Genomic DNA, 20,805 nt, shown 5'->3' with positions numbered 1-20,805 from the left:
GCTGGTGAATACGTAAGAGTGGACTGCGTTGTTTTAGCTTTTGAGAGTTCCCGGCAGCGAACCGCCGGGAAAAATGCAGTGTGTGGATCAGGCTTTCTTCGTGAAAGGCTTCATCACCAGACCGACAGGACCGCGGGTGAACCAGCGGTGACCGCCTTTACTGCGGCTGTCGCGACCCATTGACTGGGTGAGACGGTCGAGAATAATGGCGAGGATAACGATACCCGCGCCACCGACGGACGCCAGACCCATGTCCAGACGACCGATACCGCGCAGTACCATCTGACCCAGACCGCCAACGGCGATCATCGAGGCGATCACCACCATCGACAGCGCCAGCATCAGCGTCTGGTTAATACCGGCCATGATGGTCGGCATCGCCAGCGGCAACTGAACTTTAAACAGCATCTGACGCGGGCTGGAACCAAAGGATTTCGCAGCTTCGATCAGATCTTCCGGCACCTGGTTGATACCCAGAATGGTCAGACGTACCACCGGTGGCAGGGCGAAGATAATCGTCACCACCACGCCCGGCACGTTACCGATACCAAACAGCATGACGATAGGCACCAGATAGACGAACGCCGGTGTGGTCTGCATGGCATCCAGCAACGGCCTGATAATTTTGGCCGCCTTCTGGCTGCGCGCCAGCCATATCCCGAGCGGAAGGCCGATCAGAATACAGAAGAACAGCGAGGTCAGAACCAGCGCCAGCGTCACCATCGCCTGTGACCAGGCACCGATCGCACCGATCAGCACCAGAGAAACCAGCGTGGCGGCACCCATACCGAAACCGGCCATCTGCCAGGCCAGCAGGGCAAAGACCAGGATCGCAATCGGCGCAGGCAGAGATTCCAGACCGTGCTGGAAACCGCTGAGAACGAAATCAACCGGTACACGGATCCCCTGGAACACCGGACGGAAGTTGCCGACCAGCCAGTCGATCCCGTCGGTGACCCAGCGGTCGAGCGGGATCAGCGTGCTGTGGAACGGATCGAGAATATTAAAATGCTGATGATGTTCCGGTGCGACGCTCAGCCAGTCGTTGGTCTGCGTGGCGGCGTGGTGCGTGGCATCCGGTGTGCTGGTCGCGGCGTCGCTGCCGCCGCCCCACGGATCACTGCTGCCCGCATCGGCTGGCGCGGCATTTGTGGCGGCATCCGCCTGAGGCGCAACACCGCCGCTGGCGTTGTCGGCACTCCACGGATCCACCGAAGGATCTAACGTTTGTGCGGCCTGTGCGTGCTGAGTAATGGTGTTATTTATGGTTGAAGTGCTCATTCGTTACCCCCTTCTTTATCCAGAGCCTGAAGCAGCATGGCCTTGGAAATAATGCCGATATAGTTGTTGTCCTCATTGATCACCGGCACAGCGCAAGGCGCGGCAGCGACATGAGAAATCAGTTCGCTGAGCGGCATGTCTGCCTGCACCGGTGCCGGAGATTCCAGCAGGGCGCTTTCCAGCGGCTGATTGGCTTTCAGCGCGGTTTTCAGCGACTCGATCGACACCACGCCGATGAATTTCTGTCCACGTTCAAGCACATAACCATATTCGCGGTCTTCGTCTTCCAGCAGCTTGAGGGCGGCACGGGGACCAAAACCGGGGGTTTTACGAATTAGCGCGCCACGACGGCGGGCAATGTCTTTGGCGCTGAAGACCTGACTGATATCGACGCCACGGAAGAAGGTGCGCACATAGTCGTTGGCCGGATTGTTCAGAATGTCTTCCGGTGTGCCGACCTGCACCACTTCGCCGCCCTGCATAATGGCGATGCGGTCGCCGATACGCATGGCTTCGTCCAGATCATGGGAAATAAACACGATGGTGCGCTGATGCTGAGCCTGAAGCTTCACCAGCTCATCCTGCATTTCGGTACGGATCAACGGGTCGAGCGCTGAGAAGGCTTCATCCATCAGCAGAATGTCAGGGTTGTTGGCCATGGCGCGGGCTAAACCGACACGCTGGCGCATCCCGCCGGACAATTCATCAGGATAGGAGTTGGCATAGTTTTCCAGTCCGACCTGACGCAGCGCGTCAATCGCTTTGGCATTGCGCTCCTCCACCGGCACACCGGCGAGTTCCATACCAAACGCGGTGTTGTTCAACACGGTCAGGTGTGGCATCAGCGCAAAGGACTGAAACACCATACTGATTTTACTGCGGCGCACCTGGCGCAATTTTGCTTCTGAGATTTTGGCGATGTCTTCGCCGTCGATCAGGACTTCGCCACGGGTGGGCTCTATCAGACGATTGAGAAGGCGTACCATGGTGGATTTACCGGAACCGGATAACCCCATGATGACGAAGATCTCGCCTTCTTCAATGGCCAGACTGGCATTCTTAACGCCAAGTGAAAGACCGGTTTTCTCAAAAATTTCTTCTTTACCCTTGCCTGCGTCAATCATCTTGAAAGCGCGATCCGGGTTTTCGCCAAATACCTTATAAAGATTCTTTACTTCGATTTTAATTGCCATGCAATGTGCATTCCTTGGATATAAATAGCCGTATCGGCTCGATGTCTAGTTTTTGTGTTGGACCGTATAAGATTTTGCCTGTAACAAAATAGTGAACGGCATATACCCTAACACATCGACATTCTGAGACAAGTCTCAATGTTTCCGGAGGATATTCGTGATTGTGTTTCTGGTGGCGTATTTATCTGTATTTGCACTGTTTAATTTCGGTAAGAATGTGCTGACAATTAATGACAAATTATCCGCTATTCACATTTTCGCTTATCGCCTAATTTACGGCTGCATATCTTTGTCAAATATATAACTAAGATGTTGATTTTAAATGATTTAATAACTTGTGATTTTGTGGGGATTTAGAACGGGATAATTGCGTGATCCATCGGGAGATAATGCAAATTTCCCGATGCGGATTTACAGGTGTAAATAGAGATTTCAGAATTGCGTGAAAGCCGCAAATTTACCGGTTGTCTGAAAGGTGAATGCACAGCGAAATAACGACGTGAAACAGGGGGGAGGGCGGAAATTTGCCGGTGAGAACACCGGCAGAGGACGTGAAATGCGTCACGCAAAACCGCCATAATTCGGACTCAGGATGCGGATTTTTCTCCGTCTGCTATTTTGCGATAAAGACGCCTCGGATGGCCGATATTTCCGTACTGCATCTCCACGGCGATAAAGCCAATTTCCACGCAATATTCCAGATACCGGCGGCCGGTGGTTTTGCTGATCCCCACTTCTTCCACCACCTGCTCCACGGACCAGCTGACGTCAGGTTTTGCGGTGAAAGCGCGCTGAACCAGTTCCAGCGTATTCGGCTCGATGCCTTTGGCGGAAGGGGCTGACGGCGTATCGGTGGCGGGCAGATTAAACAGTTTATCCAGCGCCCGCTGATCGACCACTTTGACACTGCGCAGGGTTTGCACCAGTTGCATAAAGCGTTCGAGCGAACTGCGCAGACGATGGAATGACACCGGCTTGATGATGTAATCGAACGCGCCGCTGCGCATGGCCTGACTGCAGGTTTGCATATCACTGGCCGCCGTAATAAAAATCACCGAGCAATCGAAGCTCTTCAGTAACGGGCTGTCGATCAGATCCACGCCCTGACCGTCCGGCAGATAATTATCCAGTAAAATCAGTCGCGGCTGATGTAACCGCAGCAGGGAACGCGTCTGCTCCAGCGTGGCGGCGATGCCCACCACGCGCAGATTGAAATTTTGCTCGATAAAATCCCGGTGCAGACCGGCCAGATGCGGCTCATCTTCCACAATCACGACATCGAGTGCGCTGCTGTTATTCATGTTTCATTCCTGTTGACGCATCCGCCGGATACGGGATAAAGACGGAAAATATCGTACCTTGCGGCGTATTGTCTGAGATTTCGATGCTGCCACCGGCCTGACGGACGTAACCCGCCACCAGATACAGCCCGATACCATGTTCCGCGCCGGTGGCCTGATGGTCGTCTGACGGCTTGGTGGTGACGCCCTGTTCGAACAACCGCGGCTTCAGGGCGTCATCCACGCCGCTGCCCTGATCCGCCACTTCTATCAGCAGTTCGTTATTGCGGTCTGAAATATACAGTTCCACCGGAGAAGAGGGCGTCAGGGCATTGAGCGTGGCGTCCGTGGCGTTATCAAGCAGATTACCGATCACCGACATCAGCTCGGTTTCGCTGATGGCCGCCGGAATGCGGATCAACTGACAGGCGGGATCGAAACGCAGCTCCACGCCTTTTTCCCGCGCACTGACGTATTTCCCCAGCAACAGGCCACACAGCGCCGGTGAGGTAAAACGGGCGGAGACGAAATCCAGCACTGCCTGCGCGCCTTCGGACTGCGCCTGAATGTAATGCATGGCGTCGTCGTAACGCTGCATTTGCAGCAAACCGGCCAGCGTGGCGGTCCAGTTCAGTTGCTCGTGACGCATGATGCGCAGATTATCCGCGTAGCGTTTCACCTGACTTAGCTGGCTGCTCAGGGTATTGATGTCGTTTTTATCGCGGAAACTGAATACCCAGCCGCTTTCCGCGCCGGGTTCCAGCTCAATCGGCACGCGGTTGACGATCACCTGCCGCTGATTGAGCACGGTAATCTGATCATGCTGGCTGTTGTTGTCACTGATGCCACTTTGAGTAAAGAACGCGGGCGGCGTGTGCAGCACTTCCGCCAGGGGTTTACCCAGCAGTTCGTTTTCGGGCTGGCGGATATCAAGTAACTCGCGCGCGGCCCGGTTAATCAAAATCAGCTGCTTTCCGGCATCAATCGCGAATACGCCTTCATACATGGCTTCCAGTAAGGCTTTTTGCTGGCGCACCAGCAGGGCGATAGCTTTTGGCTCCAGCCAGAACATCTGTTTTTTGACGTTGCGGGTAAATATCCACGAAAAAATAAACAGCAGTAATAACAGCAGCAAGCCGTATAACCCGGCCTGCGCCAGACGGTGACCATTAATATTGTCGATATAAGAGGTGAGGTAACCGACGGAAACAATCCCGATCACCCGGTTATTGTCATCCAGGATCGGCGCCTTACTGCGTAATGACACCCCGATACCGCCCTGCCGCACGGAAATAATGGTTTTACCGGCCAGCACTTGCGCGTTATCACCGCCAATCATCGGCAGATCGATGCGCTCCGGCGATTCTGAATGATAAAGATGCAGCTCGCGGGTATCGCCGATCACGATATAACTGGCATCGCTTTTATCGCGTAAGGGCTGGATAAGTTTCGCGATGCCGGGAATATCACGCGCCTGCACTTTCTGCGCCAGCCCCGGCATCAGCGCGATCTCACTGGCCTGAACGCGGGCGCGTTGCCCGAGATCGTGATGCAACTGACGGTCGATGATGTGAAACAAAATAGCGCCCAGCAGCACCAGCAACAGGCAGGAAAATACCACCAGAGACAAAAAGAGTTTTACCTGAAAAGGTAATCTGAATTTCATACGACCTGCTGCAACACGAATCAAAGACACACATTGAATAAGCGTATCACGGCGAAATGAGGGCGGTAATCGGACAAAGACAGAGTTGTGAACAGGCAATAAAAATAACGATGAATTCTCACAGTAATAACAGGGTTAATAGCGGCTTTTACTACTAATCTGATAATCCTTATAAAACAAGGTGCATTAACTCCATAAACACCATAACAACCTTTATCCCTGCGGTTTTAATTTGAACAACCTCACATCCGGCTGACCGGCTGTTTTCTTATGCTCAGACCCTCAATAAGAAAAGTATTTATAAGAAAGAGGCCATGTCATGAGCACAACCGACGATTCCTACATCGCAGTGAAAGAAACAAAAACCTCCGGCATTTCGCTCAGGCAAAAGTGGTGGCACATTCTCGATCATTACAAGATCGGGATTATTCCGCTGCCTTTCTTCCTGCTGGCGGGCGTGTTGATCCTGCTCGACTGCCTGAACGGTAAGTTGCCAAGCGACATCGTGGTGATGGTCGCCACGCTGGCCTTCTTTGGCTTTGCCTGTGGCGAGTTCGGCAAGCGCCTGCCGGTAGTCGGAAAGCTCGGCGCGGCGGCCATCTGCGCCACCTTTATCCCTTCAGCGATGGTGCATTACGGCCTGCTGCCGGATGTGGTGGTGGATTCCACAGTCAAATTCTATAAATCCACCAACATTCTCTACCTCTATATCTGCTGCATTATTGTCGGCAGCATCATGAGCATGAACCGTCAGGTGCTGATCCAGGGGTTTATGCGGATTTTCATCCCGATGCTGTGCGGCGAAGTGGTCGGCATGATTGCCGGAATGGCGATGGGCACTGTTTTAGGTTTACCGCCGATGCAGACCTTCTTCTTCCTGATCCTGCCGATCATGGCGGGCGGTGTGGGTGAAGGCGCGATCCCGCTGTCGATGGGCTACGCGACGATTTTGCATATGGAGCAGGGCGTGGCGCTCGGACGCATTCTGCCGATCGTGATGCTCGGCGGTCTGACGGCCATCGTGCTGGCGGGCGTACTGAATCAGCTCGGAAAACGTTTCCCGCATCTGACCGGTGAAGGCCAGCTGATGCCGTCGGATAAAGGGCAGTCGGGCAGCGGCACGGACGAGTTTGACGGTAATCCGGGCGTCAATGCGCTGGCCTGCGGCGCGCTGCTGGCGATCCTGTTGTATATGGTCGGTATGCTCGGTCAGAAATGGATCGGTCTGCCTGCGCCGGTCGGCATGTTGTTTGCGGCGGTGCTGGTCAAACTGGCTAACGGCATTTCGCCGACCATTCAGCATGGTTCGATGGCGGTGTATAAATTTTTCCGCACTGCCGTGACCTATCCGGTGCTGTTCGCGGTGGGCGTGGCGATCACGCCGTGGCAGGAACTGATCAACGCTTTTACCCTGCAGAATCTGCTGGTGATTGTCACCACCGTGCTGGCGCTGGTCGGTACCGGTTTTTACGTCGGTAAGAAGATCGGCATGCATCCCATCGATGTGGCGATTGTCTCCTGCTGTCAGAGCGGGCAGGGCGGCACGGGCGACGTGGCGATCCTGACCTCCGGCAACCGCATGACCCTGATGCCATTCGCGCAAATCGCCACCCGCATTGGCGGCGCGATCAACGTCGCGGTCGGATTATTCGTCCTCGCCAGGTTCTTCGCATAACGCCTTTCTCCACCCCTTCAGCTGAAGGGGTTGGTTTTCCTGAGGAAAAATGCCGAGTCCAATTTTGGACTCGATTTGACCTGATTATTTATTGTTCGCTGGTTATTATTTGCGCACTCAGCGACGAGTCACCCGCCCCGTGAGCAGGTTCCCACGTAAGGAAAAAGCTTTATTTTTTGATGAAAGAATCCACGCATGTTCCGTATTAAATCGCTTGTTTCTGCCTTACTGCTTCTTATTCCAGGTTTATTTAGCGCCAGTACCTTTGCCTTTGATATGCCAAAAGAATTTGAGTCTATGGACACCTACAAATTTTTCCATAGCGAACTTTTTGATGGAAAAGGTTCTACCGTGACTGCGGTCAATACGGGCAATTCACAAAATATTAAAAGCGCTCTGCTGGCGGAATATCCGCGCTGGAAGGGGACCCATTACCGCTGGGGTGGCACCACCCACAAAGGCGTGGACTGCTCGTCGCTGATGCAGCATCTGTTTAATGATTCCCTGCAAACCCATCTGCCGAGAACCACCTTTCAGCAAATAAAAAACGGCAAAAGGGTGAGTAAAAATAACCTGGAACCGGGAGATTTAGTTTTTTTCAAAACGTCGCCGGGCGATCGTCATGTCGGCGTGTATGTCGGGGACAATCAGTTTATTCATGCGTCGAAAATTCAGGGCGTTACGATTTCGTCACTGGATAATCAATACTGGATCGATCATTACGAAACGGCACGACGTCTGGCACTGATCAGCTAAAAAAAGGGCGGATCCCTGAGAGGGGATCCGCCCTGACTGTTTTCACGTTTTACTTATCTGACGAAGCCTGCCACAGATTCAATTCTCCATCTGCCACATGCTGATCAATTGCCGCCAGTTCTTCCGCGGTGAAACGCAGATTCTCCAGCGCCCTGACGTTTTCATCCAGTTGCCCAGGGCGGCTGGCACCAATCAGCACCGAGGTCACGCGCTCATCTTTCAGCAGCCAGCTCAGCGCCATCTGCGCCATCGTCTGTCCGCGCTGTTGCGCCATCTCATTGAGCAACCGCAGGCTGTTCAGGTTTGCCTCTGACAGCATCTTAGCATTCAGCCCGCGCACCTTATTCCCCTCCACCTGCATACGCGAGCCGTCAGGGATGCCGTTAAGATACTTCCCGGTCAGCAACCCCTGCGCCAGCGGCGTAAAGGCAATGCAACCTGCGCCATTTTGGTCCAGCGTATCCAGCAAACCACTCTTATCCACCCAGCGGTTCAGCAGATTGTACGACGGCTGGTGGATCAGCAGCGGCACTTTCATCTCACGCAGTAACTCCGCCATGATCTCGGTACGTTCCGGCGAGTAAGAGGAGATCCCGACATACAACGCTTTGCCACTTTGCACAGCGTAAGCCAGCGCCGCCGCGGTTTCTTCCATCGGCGTTTCTTCATCCACACGGTGTGAATAGAAGATATCGACGTAATCCAGCCCCATGCGTTGCAGGCTCTGATCGAGACTGGCCAGCAGGTATTTGCGCGACCCGCCGGAACCGTACGGGCCGGGCCACATGTCGTAACCGGCCTTGGTGGAGATGATCAGTTCATCGCGATACGGGGCGAAATCCTGCTTCAGCAAACGGCCAAAATTCTCTTCGGCTGAACCCGGAGGCGGTCCGTAGTTATTCGCCAGATCGAAATGAGTGATGCCTAAATCAAAGGCTTTTTGCAGTAAGGCGCGTTGCGATTCCAGCTGACTGACATGACCAAAGCTGTGCCAGAGACCGAGAGAAAGTGCCGGGAGTTTTAAACCGCTCTGACCGCAGCGGCGGAATTGCATGGTTTCGTAGCGGAAGGGGGAGGCCGTATAAGGCATGATGTTTCCTTTTCTGAGCGTAGGGTTTTGAAACACTGTTTCTATACTAACGCTGAGAAAAATAACGGCAACATCAGAAAGTGGGTTTTAGCTCCCTCCCCTGCGAAGGGGAGGGTTGGGGTGGGGTATTAATGGCCATTGAGTCGCTGACCCACACCCCATCCCAACCTTCCCCTCGTGAGAGGGGAAGGAGCACAAGCAAACCTTGCTCTTCGCGAGGAGAATCAGAAATCCCAGTCCTCATCTTCGGTATTAACGGCTTTGCCGATCACATAGGAAGAGCCGGATCCGGAGAAGAAGTCGTGGTTTTCGTCGGCGTTTGGCGACAATGCGGAGAGGATCGCCGGATTCACATCCGCCATGCTGGCCGGGAACAGGGCTTCGTAGCCGAGGTTCATCAGCGCCTTATTGGCGTTGTAATGCAGGAATTTCTTCACGTCCTCGCTCCAGCCTACGCCGTCGTACAGCTCTTCGGTGTAGCGGATCTCGTTGTCGTACAGATCCTGAATCAGATCAAACGCCTGCTCCTTGATCTGACGCTGACGTTCTTCGCTTTCCAGCGCCAGGGCTTTCTGGAATTTATAGCCGATGTAGTAACCGTGAACCGCTTCATCACGGATGATCAGGCGGATCAGGTCGGCGGTGTTAGTCAGCTTGGCGCGGCTCGACCAGTACATCGGCAGATAGAAACCTGAGTAGAACAGGAAGGATTCGAGGAACACGCTGGCGACTTTCTTCATCAGCGGATCTTCGCCGTCGTAATACGACAAAATGATCGCGGCTTTGTTTTGCAGCGCGACGTTTTCCTCGCTCCAGCGGTAGGCTTCATCCACGTCCACGGTGGCGCACAGCGTCGAGAAAATCGAGCTGTAAGAACGCGCATGCACCGCTTCCATAAAGCAGATATTCGAGTAAACCGCTTCTTCGTGTGGCGTCACCGCATCTTTCATCAGCGTCGGTGCGCCGACCACGTTCTGCACGGTATCCAGCAGCGTCAGGCCGGTAAACACGCGGATGGTCAGCTGTTTCTCTTGGGCGCTCAGCGTCGCCCAGGACGGTATGTCGTTCGATAAGGGCACCTTTTCCGGCAGCCAGAAATTCGACGTCAGGCGGTTCCACACTTCCAGATCTTTATCGTCCTGGATTTTGTTCCAGTTAATGGCTTTGCTGACCGGTTGTGGCACTAACAATTGTTTTACTGCGCTCATCTTTTAAGTCCTTTCAATCGGTTACAGCGTGCAGGAAACGCAGCCCTGAACTTCGGTGCCTTCCAGCGCCATCTGGCGCAGACGGATGTAATAAATGGTTTTGATGCCTTTGCGCCAGGCGTAAATCTGCGCTTTGTTGATGTCGCGCGTGGTGGCGGTATCGCGGAAGAACAGCGTCAGCGACAGCCCCTGATCGACGTGCTGCGTGGCCTCGGCGTAGGTATCAATGATTTTTTCCGGGCCGATTTCATAGGCATCCTGGTAGTAATCCAGATTGTCATTGGTCATAAATGCCGCCGGATAATACACACGGCCAATCTTGCCTTCTTTGCGGATTTCCACGCGGGACACGATCGGGTGAATACTCGACGTCGAATTATTAATGTAAGAAATAGAACCGGTCGGCGGCACCGCCTGTAAATTCTGGTTATACAGGCCATGCTGCATCACGGACTCTTTCAGCGCCGCCCAGTCTGCGGTGGTCGGGATGGCAATGCGGGCGTCGGCAAACAGTTCACGCACACGCTCGGTTTTCGGCTGCCATTTCGCGGCTAAGGCGTCATCGACATATTTGTCGAAATAGCGGCCGCTGGCGTAGGCAGAATCTTTGAAGCCTTTAAACGACTGCTGGCGCTCGATAGCGATCTGATTTGATGCGCGGATCGCATGGAAAGCCACGGTGCAGAAATAGATATTGGTGAAATCCAGACCTTCTGCCGAGCCGTAGTAAATACGCTCGCGACACAGATAACCGTGCAAATTCATCTGGCCGAGGCCGATGGCGTGCGAATCCTGATTCCCCTGATCGATAGACGGCACCGAACGGATATGGCTCATGTCAGACACTGCCGTCAGCGCACGCACCGCCATTTCGACAGTATTGCCGAAATCCGGTGAATCCATCGCCGAGGCGATATTCAGTGAGCCGAGATTACAGGAAATGTCTTTGCCGATTTCCTGATAAGACAGGTCTTCGCCGTAGATCGTCGGCGAATTCACCTGCAAAATCTCCGAACACAGGTTGCTCATATTGATGCGACCTTTGATCGGATTGGCGCGGTTGACCGTGTCTTCAAACATCATGTACGGGTAGCCGGATTCGAACTGAATTTCCGCCAGCACCTGGAAGAATTCGCGCGCGTTGATTTTGCTTTTGTGAATGCGTTTGTCGTTCACCATCTCGCGGTATTTCTCGCTGATGCTGATTTCGGACATCGGCACGCCATACACCTTCTCGACGTGATACGGCGAGAACAGATACATATCTTCGTTGTTCTTCGCCAGTTCGAAGGTGATATCCGGAATGACCACGCCCAGCGACAAGGTCTTGATACGGATTTTTTCGTCGGCGTTTTCGCGTTTGGTATCAAGGAATCGCAGAATATCCGGGTGATGAGCATTCAGATACACCGCGCCCGCGCCCTGACGTGCGCCGAGCTGATTGGCGTATGAGAAAGCATCTTCCAGCATTTTCATGATCGGAATGACGCCGGAAGACTGGTTTTCGATGCGCTTGATTGGCGCGCCCACTTCACGGATGTTGGTCAGCATAAACGCCACGCCGCCGCCGCGTTTGGAAAGCTGCAACGCCGAATTGACCGAGCGACCGATAGATTCCATGTTGTCTTCAATGCGCAGCAGGAAACACGACACCAGTTCGCCGCGCTGCTTTTTACCGCAGTTGAGGAACGTCGGTGTGGCAGGCTGGAAACGGCCGGAGATGATCTCATCGACAAAATGCCCGGCGAGCTGAATATCGCCGCGCGCCAGCGTCATCGCCACCATACACACGCGATCTTCATAACGCTCAAGATAGCGTTTGCCGTCGAAGGTTTTCAGCGTGTAACTGGTGTAATACTTGAATGCGCCCAGAAACGTCTGGAAGCGGAATTTTTTGGCGTAAGCCTGTTTGAACAGACGCTTGATGTCGTCGAATTCATACTGATTGAGCACGTCGGCTTCGTAATAACCTTCTTCCACCAGATAACGCAGTTTTTCCGCCAGATTGTGGAAGAACACCGTGTTCTGATTGACGTGTTGCAGGAAGTAATGGCGCGCGGCCAGGCGGTCTTTATCAAACTGGATCTGGCCGTTAACGTCGAACAGATTCAGCATCGCGTTAAGCGCGTGATAGTCCGGGCTGCGGGTGCCGGGGTCGGTGATTGCTAGTTCTGTCGCTGCCAAAATTCTGTTACTCCCTGTCTGACCTTTGCAACGTCTTCCGGCGTTCCCAGCAATTCAAAACGGTACAGGTAAGGCACCTGACACTTCTGGGAAATAATATCGCCGGCAATGCAATACGCTGCGCCGAAGTTGGTGTTTCCGGCAGCGATAACGCCGCGGATGAGTGAACGGTTATGTTCATCGTTCAGAAAACGGATCACTTGCGTCGGCACCGCGCCTTTGGCCGATCCGCCGCCGTAGCTCGGCACCACCAAAATGTACGGTAAGTCGACACGCAATTTTTCAGGCTGACGATCTGTCGGAATGCGGATCGCCGGCAATCCTGTTCTGCCGACGAAGCGATGGGTGTTTTCTGAACTGCTGGAAAAATAGACCAACGGATTCATCCGCCGGTCCTCAGAACGCGTTCTGAAGCTGGCGCAGGGCGCTGATTTTGTCCGGACGGAAACCAGACCAGTGGTCGTCACCGGCCACAATCACCGGCACCTGCTGATAACCCATCGCACGCACCTGACCGAGCGCCTGCTCATCCTGAGTTAAATCGACCACCTGGTAAGCGATGCCTTGTTTATCTAATGCACGGTAAGTCGCGTTGCACTGGACACAGTCTGGTTTACTGTAAATAATAATGCTCATGATTCGTATTTCCATCTGGTGAGAAATCAGAGACAATTTTTGCCTTCCCGCTGTGCGGCTGACTGAGCCGGGGGAAAGACGCGAGAGTCGGTGCCATCGTGGCGTCCCGATGAAGTGAATACTAGATGTGGTGATTTAAATTTTCAACCACACAATATGTAGATTTTCTAAATTTGCTTATTGCAAAAACGGCAAAGCCCGCAGGCAGCGGGCTGGAGAGGAAAAACTTTTTTGACCGGATTTGTTGCGCAACGCAAGGCAATGCGACGGTCAAAAAACAAACACTATATTCTCAAAAATTTACTGGCGCATCCCCACGGCGAGACGGTTAAACGCATTCATCAGGCCGATGGCGAAGGTCAGTTCCGAGATTTCCACGTCGCTGAATTGCGCTTTCAGCGGCTCAAAGGCCGTGTCCGGTGCGCCGGTTGCCGCCACTAAGGTCAGCGATTCTGCCCACGCCAGCGCCGCACGTTCGCGTCCTGAATACGCATGGCTGACCTGCCAGCCCGCCAGCTGATCCAGTCTGGTTTGCGCGACGTCCATTTTGCGCAACGCTTTGGAATGCATATCCAGACAATACGCACAGCCGTTGATTTGTGACACACGCAGGAACGCCAGCTCAATGATGACGTTATCCAGCGGACCGTTTTCCAGTGCGCCAAGCGCGGCTTTCATCGGCTCCATCACGGAAGCAGACAGAGAATAGTAAGGCAGGCGAAGTGCAGTCATGATGATTTCCTCTGGGATTTTCGGGCTAAACAGCGACGCACAGTGCGCCTCAATGACCGCTACTTTACGCTGCGTATGGTCTATACTACAGGGCCATAAAATGTCTATTTAAACAGGTCATGATGCGCGGCTTCAGTCTTTCCTTTCAGCTCGAACCCCGGCACAAAGAACCGCTTTACCGGCAGATTTATCAGCGGGTAAAACAGGCGATCATGGCAGGGCAGCTTAAACGCGACAGCCGCGTGCCTTCGGTGCGGGCGCTGGCCAGCGAACTGGGTGTTGCACGCGCCACGGTGGAAAATGCCTATGGCCTGCTGATGGCGGAAGGTTTTCTGCAAAGCCGCGGGCAGGCCGGAACCGTGGTCAGTGCGCCGGAAAGTTTGTCCGCCCCCGCGCCCGCGCCGGTCAGGAAAGACGCCGTGCGTAAGCCGATCAATCCGATGTTACCTTCCGTTTCTTCCCTGCCTTTCCAGCTCGGGCTTCCGGCGCTGGATGCGTTCCCGCGCGCGATCTGGTCGCGCATTGTCTCGCGGCAAATCCGTCACACCAGCATGAATGATTTAGGCCATCCGCCGCTGGCCGGTACGGACGTTTTACGCCACGCCGTCGCCCGCTATCTGCAACTTTCCCGTGGATTTACCTGCCGTCCGGAACAAATATTTATTTGCGGCGGTTATGCGCCGGTGCTGGATCTGATCATCGGCAGCCTGCTGCAACCGGGCGACGGTGTCTGGCTGGAGGATCCGGGTTATCCGGTGACGCAGGCATTTTTCCGCGCGGCAGGTGCGGTGGCGATGGCGGTGAATGTCGATGACGAAGGCATGAACGTGCCGCAGGCGGTGAAGCAGTTTGCGAATGCGCGCTTCGCGGTGGTGACGCCTGCGCATCAAAGCCCGACCGGCGTGACCATGAGTTTAACGCGGCGCATGGCGCTGCTGGACTGGGCGGCAAAGCAACAGGCGTGGATTATCGAAGACGATTACGACAGCGAGTTCCGTTATCACGGCCAGCCCTTACCCTCGCTGAAAAGCCTCGACACGCAGGGAAGGGTGATTTACGCAGGGACATTCAGCAAAGTGATGTTTCCGGCGCTGCGTTGCGGCTATGTGGTGGTGCCGGAAAGTCTGGTGGAAAAAATCGAGGCGTATTGCCCGCTGCGAATTTGCGGCACGCCGCCGTTGGTGCAAAGCAGTATCGCGGAGTTCATCGAGCAGGGGCATTTTTACCGGCACCTGAAACGTATGCGTCAGTTGTATGCCGAACGGCGCGGCTATCTGGAGCAGGCGCTGACCGCCGCGTTTCCGGCGAACCTGTTACGTGTGAGCCAGCAGGTGGGCGGGATCCAGCTTTGCGCCACGCTGAGTGCCGGCCTGAATGATTCGCTGATCGCGAAAAATGCCCGTGAACAGGGGCTGGCGGTGCAGGCGCTGTCTGACTGGCGGGTTGAGCACCGCGAACGGGGCGACGCGTTACGTCCGAACGGCCTGCTGATGGGGTTTCCGAATATCAGCTCGCAGGCGCAGGCGGACGAACTGGTGCAGCGGCTGGCGCAGGTGGTGGCAGGCAGCCGCTGATCAGTGCGGCATCCGCCGGGCGACCAGCGTAAATTTATAATCATCGGTGCGGAAGGTATTGCGGCTGAATTCAAACACCGTGCCGTCCGCCAGAAATCCTTTTGAAATCTTCTGCAAAATCGGCTGATCCGCCGCCACGCCCAGCAGCGAAACCATCTCTTTGGTCGGCATCAGCGGGATAATTTCCTGCTCGCTGCGGTCAATCACCAGATGTTTGGTCTGCTCCATCCAGGCATATTTTGATCCCTGCATGACTTCGTACGTCAGATCCGGGAACAGATCCAGCGGCATCCAGGTTTCTTCCAGCGTCACCGGCTTGCTGGCGATATAGCGCAGCCGTTTGATGTAATACACCCGCGCCTGTTCCGGCAACGCCAGCGCTTCGGCGAGGCCCATCGGGGGTTTCACAATCGAGAACGCCAGCACTTCGCTGTGCGAGGGAATATCCAGAGGCTGTAACTTCTCGTCAAAGCTGGTCAGCTGATAAATATCGTAATTGACCTTGGCTTCCTTCACGTACGTTCCGCTGCCCTGCACGCTTTCCAGCACACCCTGTTCCACCAGCAGCTTAATCGCCTGCCGCACCGTCACGCGGCTGACGCCAAACTGTTCGCGCAGACGCAGTTCTGTCGGCAGCGCATCGCCTGTTTTGATTTCCCCGCGCTGGATCTGATCGCGGATCTGCGCAGCGATCTGACGGTAAAGCGGCTGATTACTCACGTTTCAGGTTCCTGTCTGGCTGTTTCGCACGAGTGTAGCAGTTCGCCGACATGACAAAAACCAGACAACTGAACGAAAGATCTTCTATCTGGATCACATTCATCTCTTGCGGGTTTGATGTTTAATACAAATACAATACAACAATAATACAAATATTGAATTTTCATCGATTCAGACAGGACAACTTTATGGATCTGACATTACTGACCTCGCCCGAACTGATACACCTCAATACTCTCTTTGCCAGCCGCGAACAGGCGATCGCGTTTCTTGTTCAGCAACTCGACCAGCAGGGGATCCTGGATAACGCACAGGATTTTTTGCAGGCGGTGACGGAACGTGAACACGAAGGCCCGACCGCGCTGGGCGAAGGGCTGGCCGTACCGCACGGCAAATCAGCCAGCGTACGGCGTGCGGCTTTTGCCCTGGCCACGCTGGAAAACCCGCTGCCGTGGCAGGGCGTGGACGGCGAAGAGCCGGTAAACATGATCTTCCTGCTGGCGATCCCCGAGGCGGAAGCCGGATCAACCCATATGCATCTGCTGACGGCGCTGACCACGCGGCTGGTGGATGATGACACCCGTGCGGCGCTGCTGGCGGCGCGACATGTGCCGCAGGTACTGGCGCTACTGGGCGCGGAGCCCGCGACGGAAACCCCGCATCCGCAGGTTCTGCCTGACGATGCGCCTCTGGTGGTGTGTGTGACCGCCTGTCCGGCAGGCATCGCGCACACTTACATGGCGGCGGAATATCTGGAAAAGGCAGCGAAAAAACTGGGTATCCGCATTCAGGTTGAAAAGCAGGGAGCCAACGGTATTGAGGATCCGATCACGGCCGCGCAGTGTGATCGCGCCGTCGCCTGCGTTTTTGCCGCCGAAGTGGCGATCAAAGACAGCCAGCGTTTCGCCGGGATCCCCTGCGTGCAGGTGCCTGTTGCAGAACCGATCCGCCGCGCCGGCGCGGTGTTGCAACAGGCGCTGGCGATGCAGCGAAAACCCGGTGAAACCGTGGACAGCACGCCGGACCAGCCGCACAAAACCAGTGTGAAAGCCGATTTAAAACAGGCGCTGCTGAGCGGGATTTCCTTTGCGGTTCCGCTGATTGTCGCCGGTGGCTCGTTGCTGGCGGTAACCGTGCTGATCGCGCAACTGTTTGGCTGGCAGGACTTGTACGCGCAGAAAGAGTCGTGGCTGTGGATGTACCGTCAGCTCGGCGGCGGCATGTTAGGCATCCTGATGGTGCCGGTGCTGTCGGCTTACACGGCGTATTCGCTGGCGGATAAACCGGCGCTGACGCCGGGATTTGCTGCCGGACTGTGCGCCAACATGATCGGCGCAGGTTTTCTCGGCGGTGTGGCGGGCGGGCTGATTGCCGGTTATCTGATGCGCTGGATGAAAAAACACGTCCGTCTGAGTGCCAGCTTCAACGGCTTCCTGATGTTTTACCTCTATCCGGTGCTCGGCACGCTGGCGACCGGCAGCATCATGCTGTTTGTAATCGGCGAACCGGTGGCGTGGCTCAACAGCAGCCTGACCGCGTGGCTGAACGGATTATCCGGCAGCAACGCGATTGTGCTCGGCGCGCTGATTGCTTTCATGTGCTCCTTTGACCTGGGCGGGCCGATCAATAAAGCGGCCTATGCTTTTTGCCTCGGCGCGATGGCAAACGGCGTTTACGGCCCGTACGCCATTTTCGGTGCCACCAAAATGGTCTCGGCCTTCACCGTGACTGCCTCAACCCTGATCGCACCGCACCTGTTCAAATCCTTTGAAGTCGAAACCGGAAAATCCACCTGGCTGCTCGGCCTTGCCGGGATCACCGAAGGGGCGATCCCGATGGCGATTGAAGATCCGCTGCGCGTTATCGGCTCCTTCCTGACGGGATCGGTCGTCACCGGGGCGATCGTCGGTGCGGCAGGGATCGGCCTTTCCACGCCGGGCGCGGGCATTTTCTCCATGTTCCTGCTGCACGACGGCGGGTTGGGCGGCTGGCAGGCGGCGGCCATCTGGCTGGGCGCGGCACTGGCGGGCACGGTGATTTCCACGCTGGTGCTGCTGAGCTGGCGCGGTTACGCGGTGCGGCACGGGCAATTTTCTAACGATGCCTCTGCATAAACTCCCTGATTTACTCACATTGCGCCCTGCTTTGCAGGGCATGAAAGGAACGATGTTATGACTGTTTCCCGCGTTCATCTGACGCCGCACATGCACTGGGATCGCGAGTGGTATTTCACTACCGAAGCCTCGCGGATCCTGCTGGTCAACAATATGGCGGAGATCCTCGATCGTCTGGAAAACGACGCCGGTTATCCGTTTTATGTGATGGACGGACAAACGGCGATCCTCGAAGATTATTTTGCCGTCTGCCCGGAAAACCGCCCACGTGTGAAGACGCTGGTTGAAGCCGGAAAACTGATTATCGGCCCGTGGTATACGCAGACCGACACGATGGTGGTCAGCGGCGAATCCATCCTGCGCAATCTGCTGTATGGCATGCGCGATTGCCGCGAGTTCGGCGAACCCATGAAAATCGGTTATCTGCCGGATTCTTTCAGTATGTCCTCCCAGCTACCGCACATCTTTAACGGTTTTGGCCTGCAACACGCCATGTTCTGGCGTGGCTGCTCGGAACGTCATGGTACGGATAAAACCGAATTCCGCTGGCAGAGCCACGACGGCAGCGAAGTCACCGTACAGGTGCTGCCGCTGGGTTACGCTATCGGCAAATATTTACCGGAGGATGAAGACGCGCTGCGCGAGCGGCTGGATAAATACCTGCCGGTGCTGGAAGCGGCATCGCTGACCGGCGATATTTTGCTGCCCAACGGCCATGACCAGATGCCGATACAACAAAATATCTTTCCCATCATGGAGATGCTGCGCCGGATCTATCCGCAGCGCAGTTTTCAGCTCAGCCGTTTTGAAGAGATCTTTGACCGTATCGACGCCATCAAACCGCAACTGGCGCTGTTGCGCGGGGAGTTCAACGACGGTAAATACATGCGCGTTCACCGCACCATTTCCTCAACCCGCATGGACATCAAACAGGCAAATGCGGCGATTGAGAACAAAATCGTCAACGTGCTCGAACCCTTGTGTTCTCTCGCCTGGCGCTTAGGTTTTGATTATCACCACGGCCTGATCGAAAAGATGTGGAAAGAGATCATGAAGAACCACGCGCACGACAGCATCGGTTGCTGTTGCAGCGATAAGGTTCATCAGGAAATTATGTCGCGGTTTATTCTTGCCGACGACATGGCCGAAAACCTCATTCAGTTCACGCTGCGCAAAATCATCGACAACCTGCAACCCGACGGCCATACCGCTGACCGGCTGGCGCTGTTCAACTTCTCGCTGCATCCGCGTCAGGAAACGGTCAATACCACGATCCGCATCCGCGCCTCGTCTTTCAGCCTGACGGACGATCAGGGTCATGAGGTGCCGTATTTCATCCGCGACGCGCGGGAGATCGATCCGGGGCTGGTAGACAGACAGATCGTGCATTACGGCAATTACGATCCGTTTATGGAATACGACATCCAGCTTTGCGCCACGCTGCCTGCGATGGGGTACGTGACGCTGAACGTGACGCCGCATCAGCCGGGTATTTCACTGCCCGCACCACAGGGCGATCAGGCGCTGGAAAACGATTATTACCGCGTGACGGTTAACCCGAACGGCACGCTGGATATTCTTGATAAACAGACTTTCCGCCGCTATCAGCAGGTACTGGAACTGGAAAACGGCTCTGACGACGGCGACGAATACGATTATTCTCCGGCGCGCGACGAGTGGCTGCTCACTTCCGGTCACCTGACGGCAGAGGTCAGCTATCAGCATCAGCCGTGGCAAAGCACGGCGACCATTTCGCTGAACATGCCGCTCCCCCGCACGCTGGAAGATCGCGCTGCGCGGACGCTCAGCAGTGAAATGCCAGTGACCATCACCGTGACGCTGGCGAAAAACAGCCGCCGGATTGAGATCGACATGGCGCTGGAAAACCGCGCTGAAGATCACCGCCTGCGGGTACTGATCCCGACGCCGTTTGCCAGCCAGACAGTGGTGGCTGACAATCAGTTCGGCTGCATCACCCGTCCGGTGGATGACGCGGCCATGGCAAACTGGGAAGCGGAAGGCTGGAAAGAAGCGCCGGTGCCGGTGTGGCAACTGATGAATTTTGCGGCGTTGCAGGACGGGCATCAGGGACTGGCGTTGTTTACCGAAGGGTTGCGCGAGTTCGAAGTGGTGGGGGAAAAACGCGATACCTTCGCGCTGACGCTGTTCCGTGCCGTTGGCGTGCTCGGCAAAGAAAACCTGCTGCTGCGACCGGGGCGTCCTTCCGGTATCAAAATGCCGACGCCGGATTCCCAGATGCCCGGTCAACAGCGTTACCGTTTCGCGCTGTTGGGTTTCAGCGGCGATCATCTTCAGGCCAGCGTGATGCAACATGCGCAGGATTACCTGACGCCGGTGCGCACCTACAACAAGATCCCATATGACGCGATGAAGCTGAATCTGACGGACAACAAGACGCCGTCGCGTTACAGCCTGATGCAAAAATGCATTTCGGGCACGGTGCTGAGTGCGCTGAAAAAAGCCGAAGATGACGAGGCGCTGATTGTGCGGGTCTATAACCCGTCGGAAACGCAAAGCCTGGCGGACAGTGTGCAGATCAATACCGAAGTCACCGGCTGGCAGGAAGTCCGCATGGATGAAACGGACGTGAACACGGAAAATGGCAGCGGGCAGATGGGAGAATTTAAACCCTGTCAGTCGAAGAGTTTTCGCATTCATTTTTAACGTTGGCGGGA

Annotated in this window: 16 protein-coding genes; 5 read left to right on the top strand and 11 right to left on the bottom strand. The window is 55.3% G+C overall.

Features of this window, described 5'->3' with window-relative positions:
• Positions 1–87 precede the first annotated feature (87 nt).
• From proW to EYY67_RS19485, 4 genes are all read right to left on the bottom strand, one after another.
• The gene (proW, locus tag EYY67_RS19500; RefSeq protein ID WP_119822923.1) at positions 88–1,281 is read right to left on the bottom strand and encodes a glycine betaine/L-proline ABC transporter permease ProW; all 1,194 of its coding nucleotides are present in this window, start codon (positions 1,279–1,281) and stop codon (positions 88–90) included.
• Positions 1,278–2,474 carry a glycine betaine/L-proline ABC transporter ATP-binding protein ProV gene (gene proV, locus EYY67_RS19495; RefSeq protein WP_095923406.1) on the bottom strand — a complete coding sequence of 399 codons (1,197 nt, stop codon included), beginning with the start codon at positions 2,472–2,474 and terminating at the stop codon, positions 1,278–1,280. Before proV ends, proW begins: the two co-directional genes overlap by 4 nt.
• 587 nt (positions 2,475–3,061) lie before the next feature.
• Complete coding sequence (locus EYY67_RS19490; RefSeq protein ID WP_095923404.1) at positions 3,062–3,775, bottom strand: response regulator; 714 nt, start codon at positions 3,773–3,775, stop codon at positions 3,062–3,064.
• Complete coding sequence (locus tag EYY67_RS19485; RefSeq protein WP_095923402.1) at positions 3,768–5,420, bottom strand: ATP-binding protein; 1,653 nt, start codon at positions 5,418–5,420, stop codon at positions 3,768–3,770. Before EYY67_RS19485 ends, EYY67_RS19490 begins: the two co-directional genes overlap by 8 nt.
• 319 nt (positions 5,421–5,739) lie before the next feature.
• On the opposite strand from EYY67_RS19485, the gene EYY67_RS19480 reads away from it, so the two are divergent.
• Positions 5,740–7,095, top strand: a complete 1,356-nt coding sequence (locus EYY67_RS19480; protein WP_095923399.1) for a 2-hydroxycarboxylate transporter family protein — start codon at positions 5,740–5,742, stop codon at positions 7,093–7,095.
• A gap of 195 nt (positions 7,096–7,290) precedes the next feature.
• Positions 7,291–7,851 (top strand): C40 family peptidase, encoded by a 561-nt coding sequence (locus EYY67_RS19475; protein WP_095923397.1) that lies wholly within the window; start codon positions 7,291–7,293, stop codon positions 7,849–7,851.
• 49 nt (positions 7,852–7,900) lie between these two features.
• On the opposite strand, the gene mgrA is transcribed toward EYY67_RS19475, so the two are convergent.
• From mgrA to EYY67_RS19445, 6 genes are all read right to left on the bottom strand, one after another.
• The gene (gene mgrA, locus EYY67_RS19470) at positions 7,901–8,941 is read right to left on the bottom strand and encodes an L-glyceraldehyde 3-phosphate reductase (protein WP_131694192.1); all 1,041 of its coding nucleotides are present in this window, start codon (positions 8,939–8,941) and stop codon (positions 7,901–7,903) included.
• Between the two features lie 224 nt (positions 8,942–9,165).
• Positions 9,166–10,149, bottom strand: a complete 984-nt coding sequence (gene nrdF, locus EYY67_RS19465; protein WP_095923393.1) for a class 1b ribonucleoside-diphosphate reductase subunit beta — start codon at positions 10,147–10,149, stop codon at positions 9,166–9,168.
• 21 nt (positions 10,150–10,170) lie between these two features.
• A complete protein-coding gene (gene nrdE, locus EYY67_RS19460) occupies positions 10,171–12,333 on the bottom strand; it encodes a class 1b ribonucleoside-diphosphate reductase subunit alpha (RefSeq protein WP_131694191.1) in 2,163 nt (720 codons plus the stop codon).
• Positions 12,315–12,719 carry a class Ib ribonucleoside-diphosphate reductase assembly flavoprotein NrdI gene (gene nrdI, locus EYY67_RS19455; protein ID WP_131694190.1) on the bottom strand — a complete coding sequence of 135 codons (405 nt, stop codon included), beginning with the start codon at positions 12,717–12,719 and terminating at the stop codon, positions 12,315–12,317. Before nrdI ends, nrdE begins: the two co-directional genes overlap by 19 nt.
• A 10-nt stretch (positions 12,720–12,729) precedes the next feature.
• Positions 12,730–12,969, bottom strand: coding sequence for a glutaredoxin-like protein NrdH (gene nrdH, locus EYY67_RS19450; protein WP_095923387.1), 240 nt, complete (start codon positions 12,967–12,969; stop codon positions 12,730–12,732).
• A gap of 300 nt (positions 12,970–13,269) precedes the next feature.
• Positions 13,270–13,701, bottom strand: coding sequence for a carboxymuconolactone decarboxylase family protein (locus EYY67_RS19445; RefSeq protein WP_131694189.1), 432 nt, complete (start codon positions 13,699–13,701; stop codon positions 13,270–13,272).
• Positions 13,702–13,823: 122 nt separating this feature from the next.
• On the opposite strand from EYY67_RS19445, the gene pdxR reads away from it, so the two are divergent.
• Positions 13,824–15,275, top strand: a complete 1,452-nt coding sequence (gene pdxR, locus EYY67_RS19440; protein WP_131694188.1) for a MocR-like pyridoxine biosynthesis transcription factor PdxR — start codon at positions 13,824–13,826, stop codon at positions 15,273–15,275.
• Here pdxR and EYY67_RS19435 read toward each other — a convergent pair whose 3' ends face one another.
• On the bottom strand, positions 15,276–15,995 hold the full coding sequence (locus EYY67_RS19435) for a GntR family transcriptional regulator (protein WP_095923383.1): 720 nt from the start codon (positions 15,993–15,995) through the stop codon (positions 15,276–15,278).
• A gap of 188 nt (positions 15,996–16,183) precedes the next feature.
• Between EYY67_RS19435 and mngA the strand changes: the two genes are divergently transcribed.
• Positions 16,184–18,109: a PTS 2-O-a-mannosyl-D-glycerate transporter subunit IIABC gene (gene mngA, locus EYY67_RS19430; protein WP_131694187.1), complete on the top strand. Its 1,926-nt coding sequence runs from the start codon at positions 16,184–16,186 to the stop codon at positions 18,107–18,109.
• A gap of 57 nt (positions 18,110–18,166) precedes the next feature.
• On the top strand, positions 18,167–20,794 hold the full coding sequence (mngB, locus tag EYY67_RS19425; RefSeq protein WP_131694186.1) for a mannosylglycerate hydrolase: 2,628 nt from the start codon (positions 18,167–18,169) through the stop codon (positions 20,792–20,794).
• Positions 20,795–20,805 lie beyond the last annotated feature (11 nt).

It is taken from the genome of Rahnella victoriana (genome assembly GCF_004330295.1).
Taxonomy (GTDB): domain Bacteria; phylum Pseudomonadota; class Gammaproteobacteria; order Enterobacterales; family Enterobacteriaceae; genus Rahnella; species Rahnella victoriana.
The sequence above is the reverse complement of the archived record's forward strand: the minus strand, read 5'-3'. Positions and strand labels throughout refer to the sequence as shown.

What these genes read in the sequence shown, in the direction of transcription:
- EYY67_RS19480 (WP_095923399.1), top strand. Translation starts at nt 5,740, where the DNA reads ATGAGCACAACCGACGATTCCTACATCGCAGTGAAAGAAACAAAAACC.
- pdxR (WP_131694188.1), top strand. Translation starts at nt 13,824, where the DNA reads ATGCGCGGCTTCAGTCTTTCCTTTCAGCTCGAACCCCGGCACAAAGAA.
- proV (WP_095923406.1), bottom strand. Translation starts at nt 2,474, where the DNA reads ATGGCAATTAAAATCGAAGTAAAGAATCTTTATAAGGTATTTGGCGAA.
- nrdH (WP_095923387.1), bottom strand. Translation starts at nt 12,969, where the DNA reads ATGAGCATTATTATTTACAGTAAACCAGACTGTGTCCAGTGCAACGCG.
- EYY67_RS19490 (WP_095923404.1), bottom strand. Translation starts at nt 3,775, where the DNA reads ATGAATAACAGCAGCGCACTCGATGTCGTGATTGTGGAAGATGAGCCG.
- EYY67_RS19475 (WP_095923397.1), top strand. Translation starts at nt 7,291, where the DNA reads ATGTTCCGTATTAAATCGCTTGTTTCTGCCTTACTGCTTCTTATTCCA.
- mgrA (WP_131694192.1), bottom strand. Translation starts at nt 8,941, where the DNA reads ATGCCTTATACGGCCTCCCCCTTCCGCTACGAAACCATGCAATTCCGC.
- nrdI (WP_131694190.1), bottom strand. Translation starts at nt 12,719, where the DNA reads ATGAATCCGTTGGTCTATTTTTCCAGCAGTTCAGAAAACACCCATCGC.
- EYY67_RS19485 (WP_095923402.1), bottom strand. Translation starts at nt 5,420, where the DNA reads ATGAAATTCAGATTACCTTTTCAGGTAAAACTCTTTTTGTCTCTGGTG.
- EYY67_RS19445 (WP_131694189.1), bottom strand. Translation starts at nt 13,701, where the DNA reads ATGACTGCACTTCGCCTGCCTTACTATTCTCTGTCTGCTTCCGTGATG.
- proW (WP_119822923.1), bottom strand. Translation starts at nt 1,281, where the DNA reads ATGAGCACTTCAACCATAAATAACACCATTACTCAGCACGCACAGGCC.
- mngB (WP_131694186.1), top strand. Translation starts at nt 18,167, where the DNA reads ATGACTGTTTCCCGCGTTCATCTGACGCCGCACATGCACTGGGATCGC.
- mngA (WP_131694187.1), top strand. Translation starts at nt 16,184, where the DNA reads ATGGATCTGACATTACTGACCTCGCCCGAACTGATACACCTCAATACT.
- nrdF (WP_095923393.1), bottom strand. Translation starts at nt 10,149, where the DNA reads ATGAGCGCAGTAAAACAATTGTTAGTGCCACAACCGGTCAGCAAAGCC.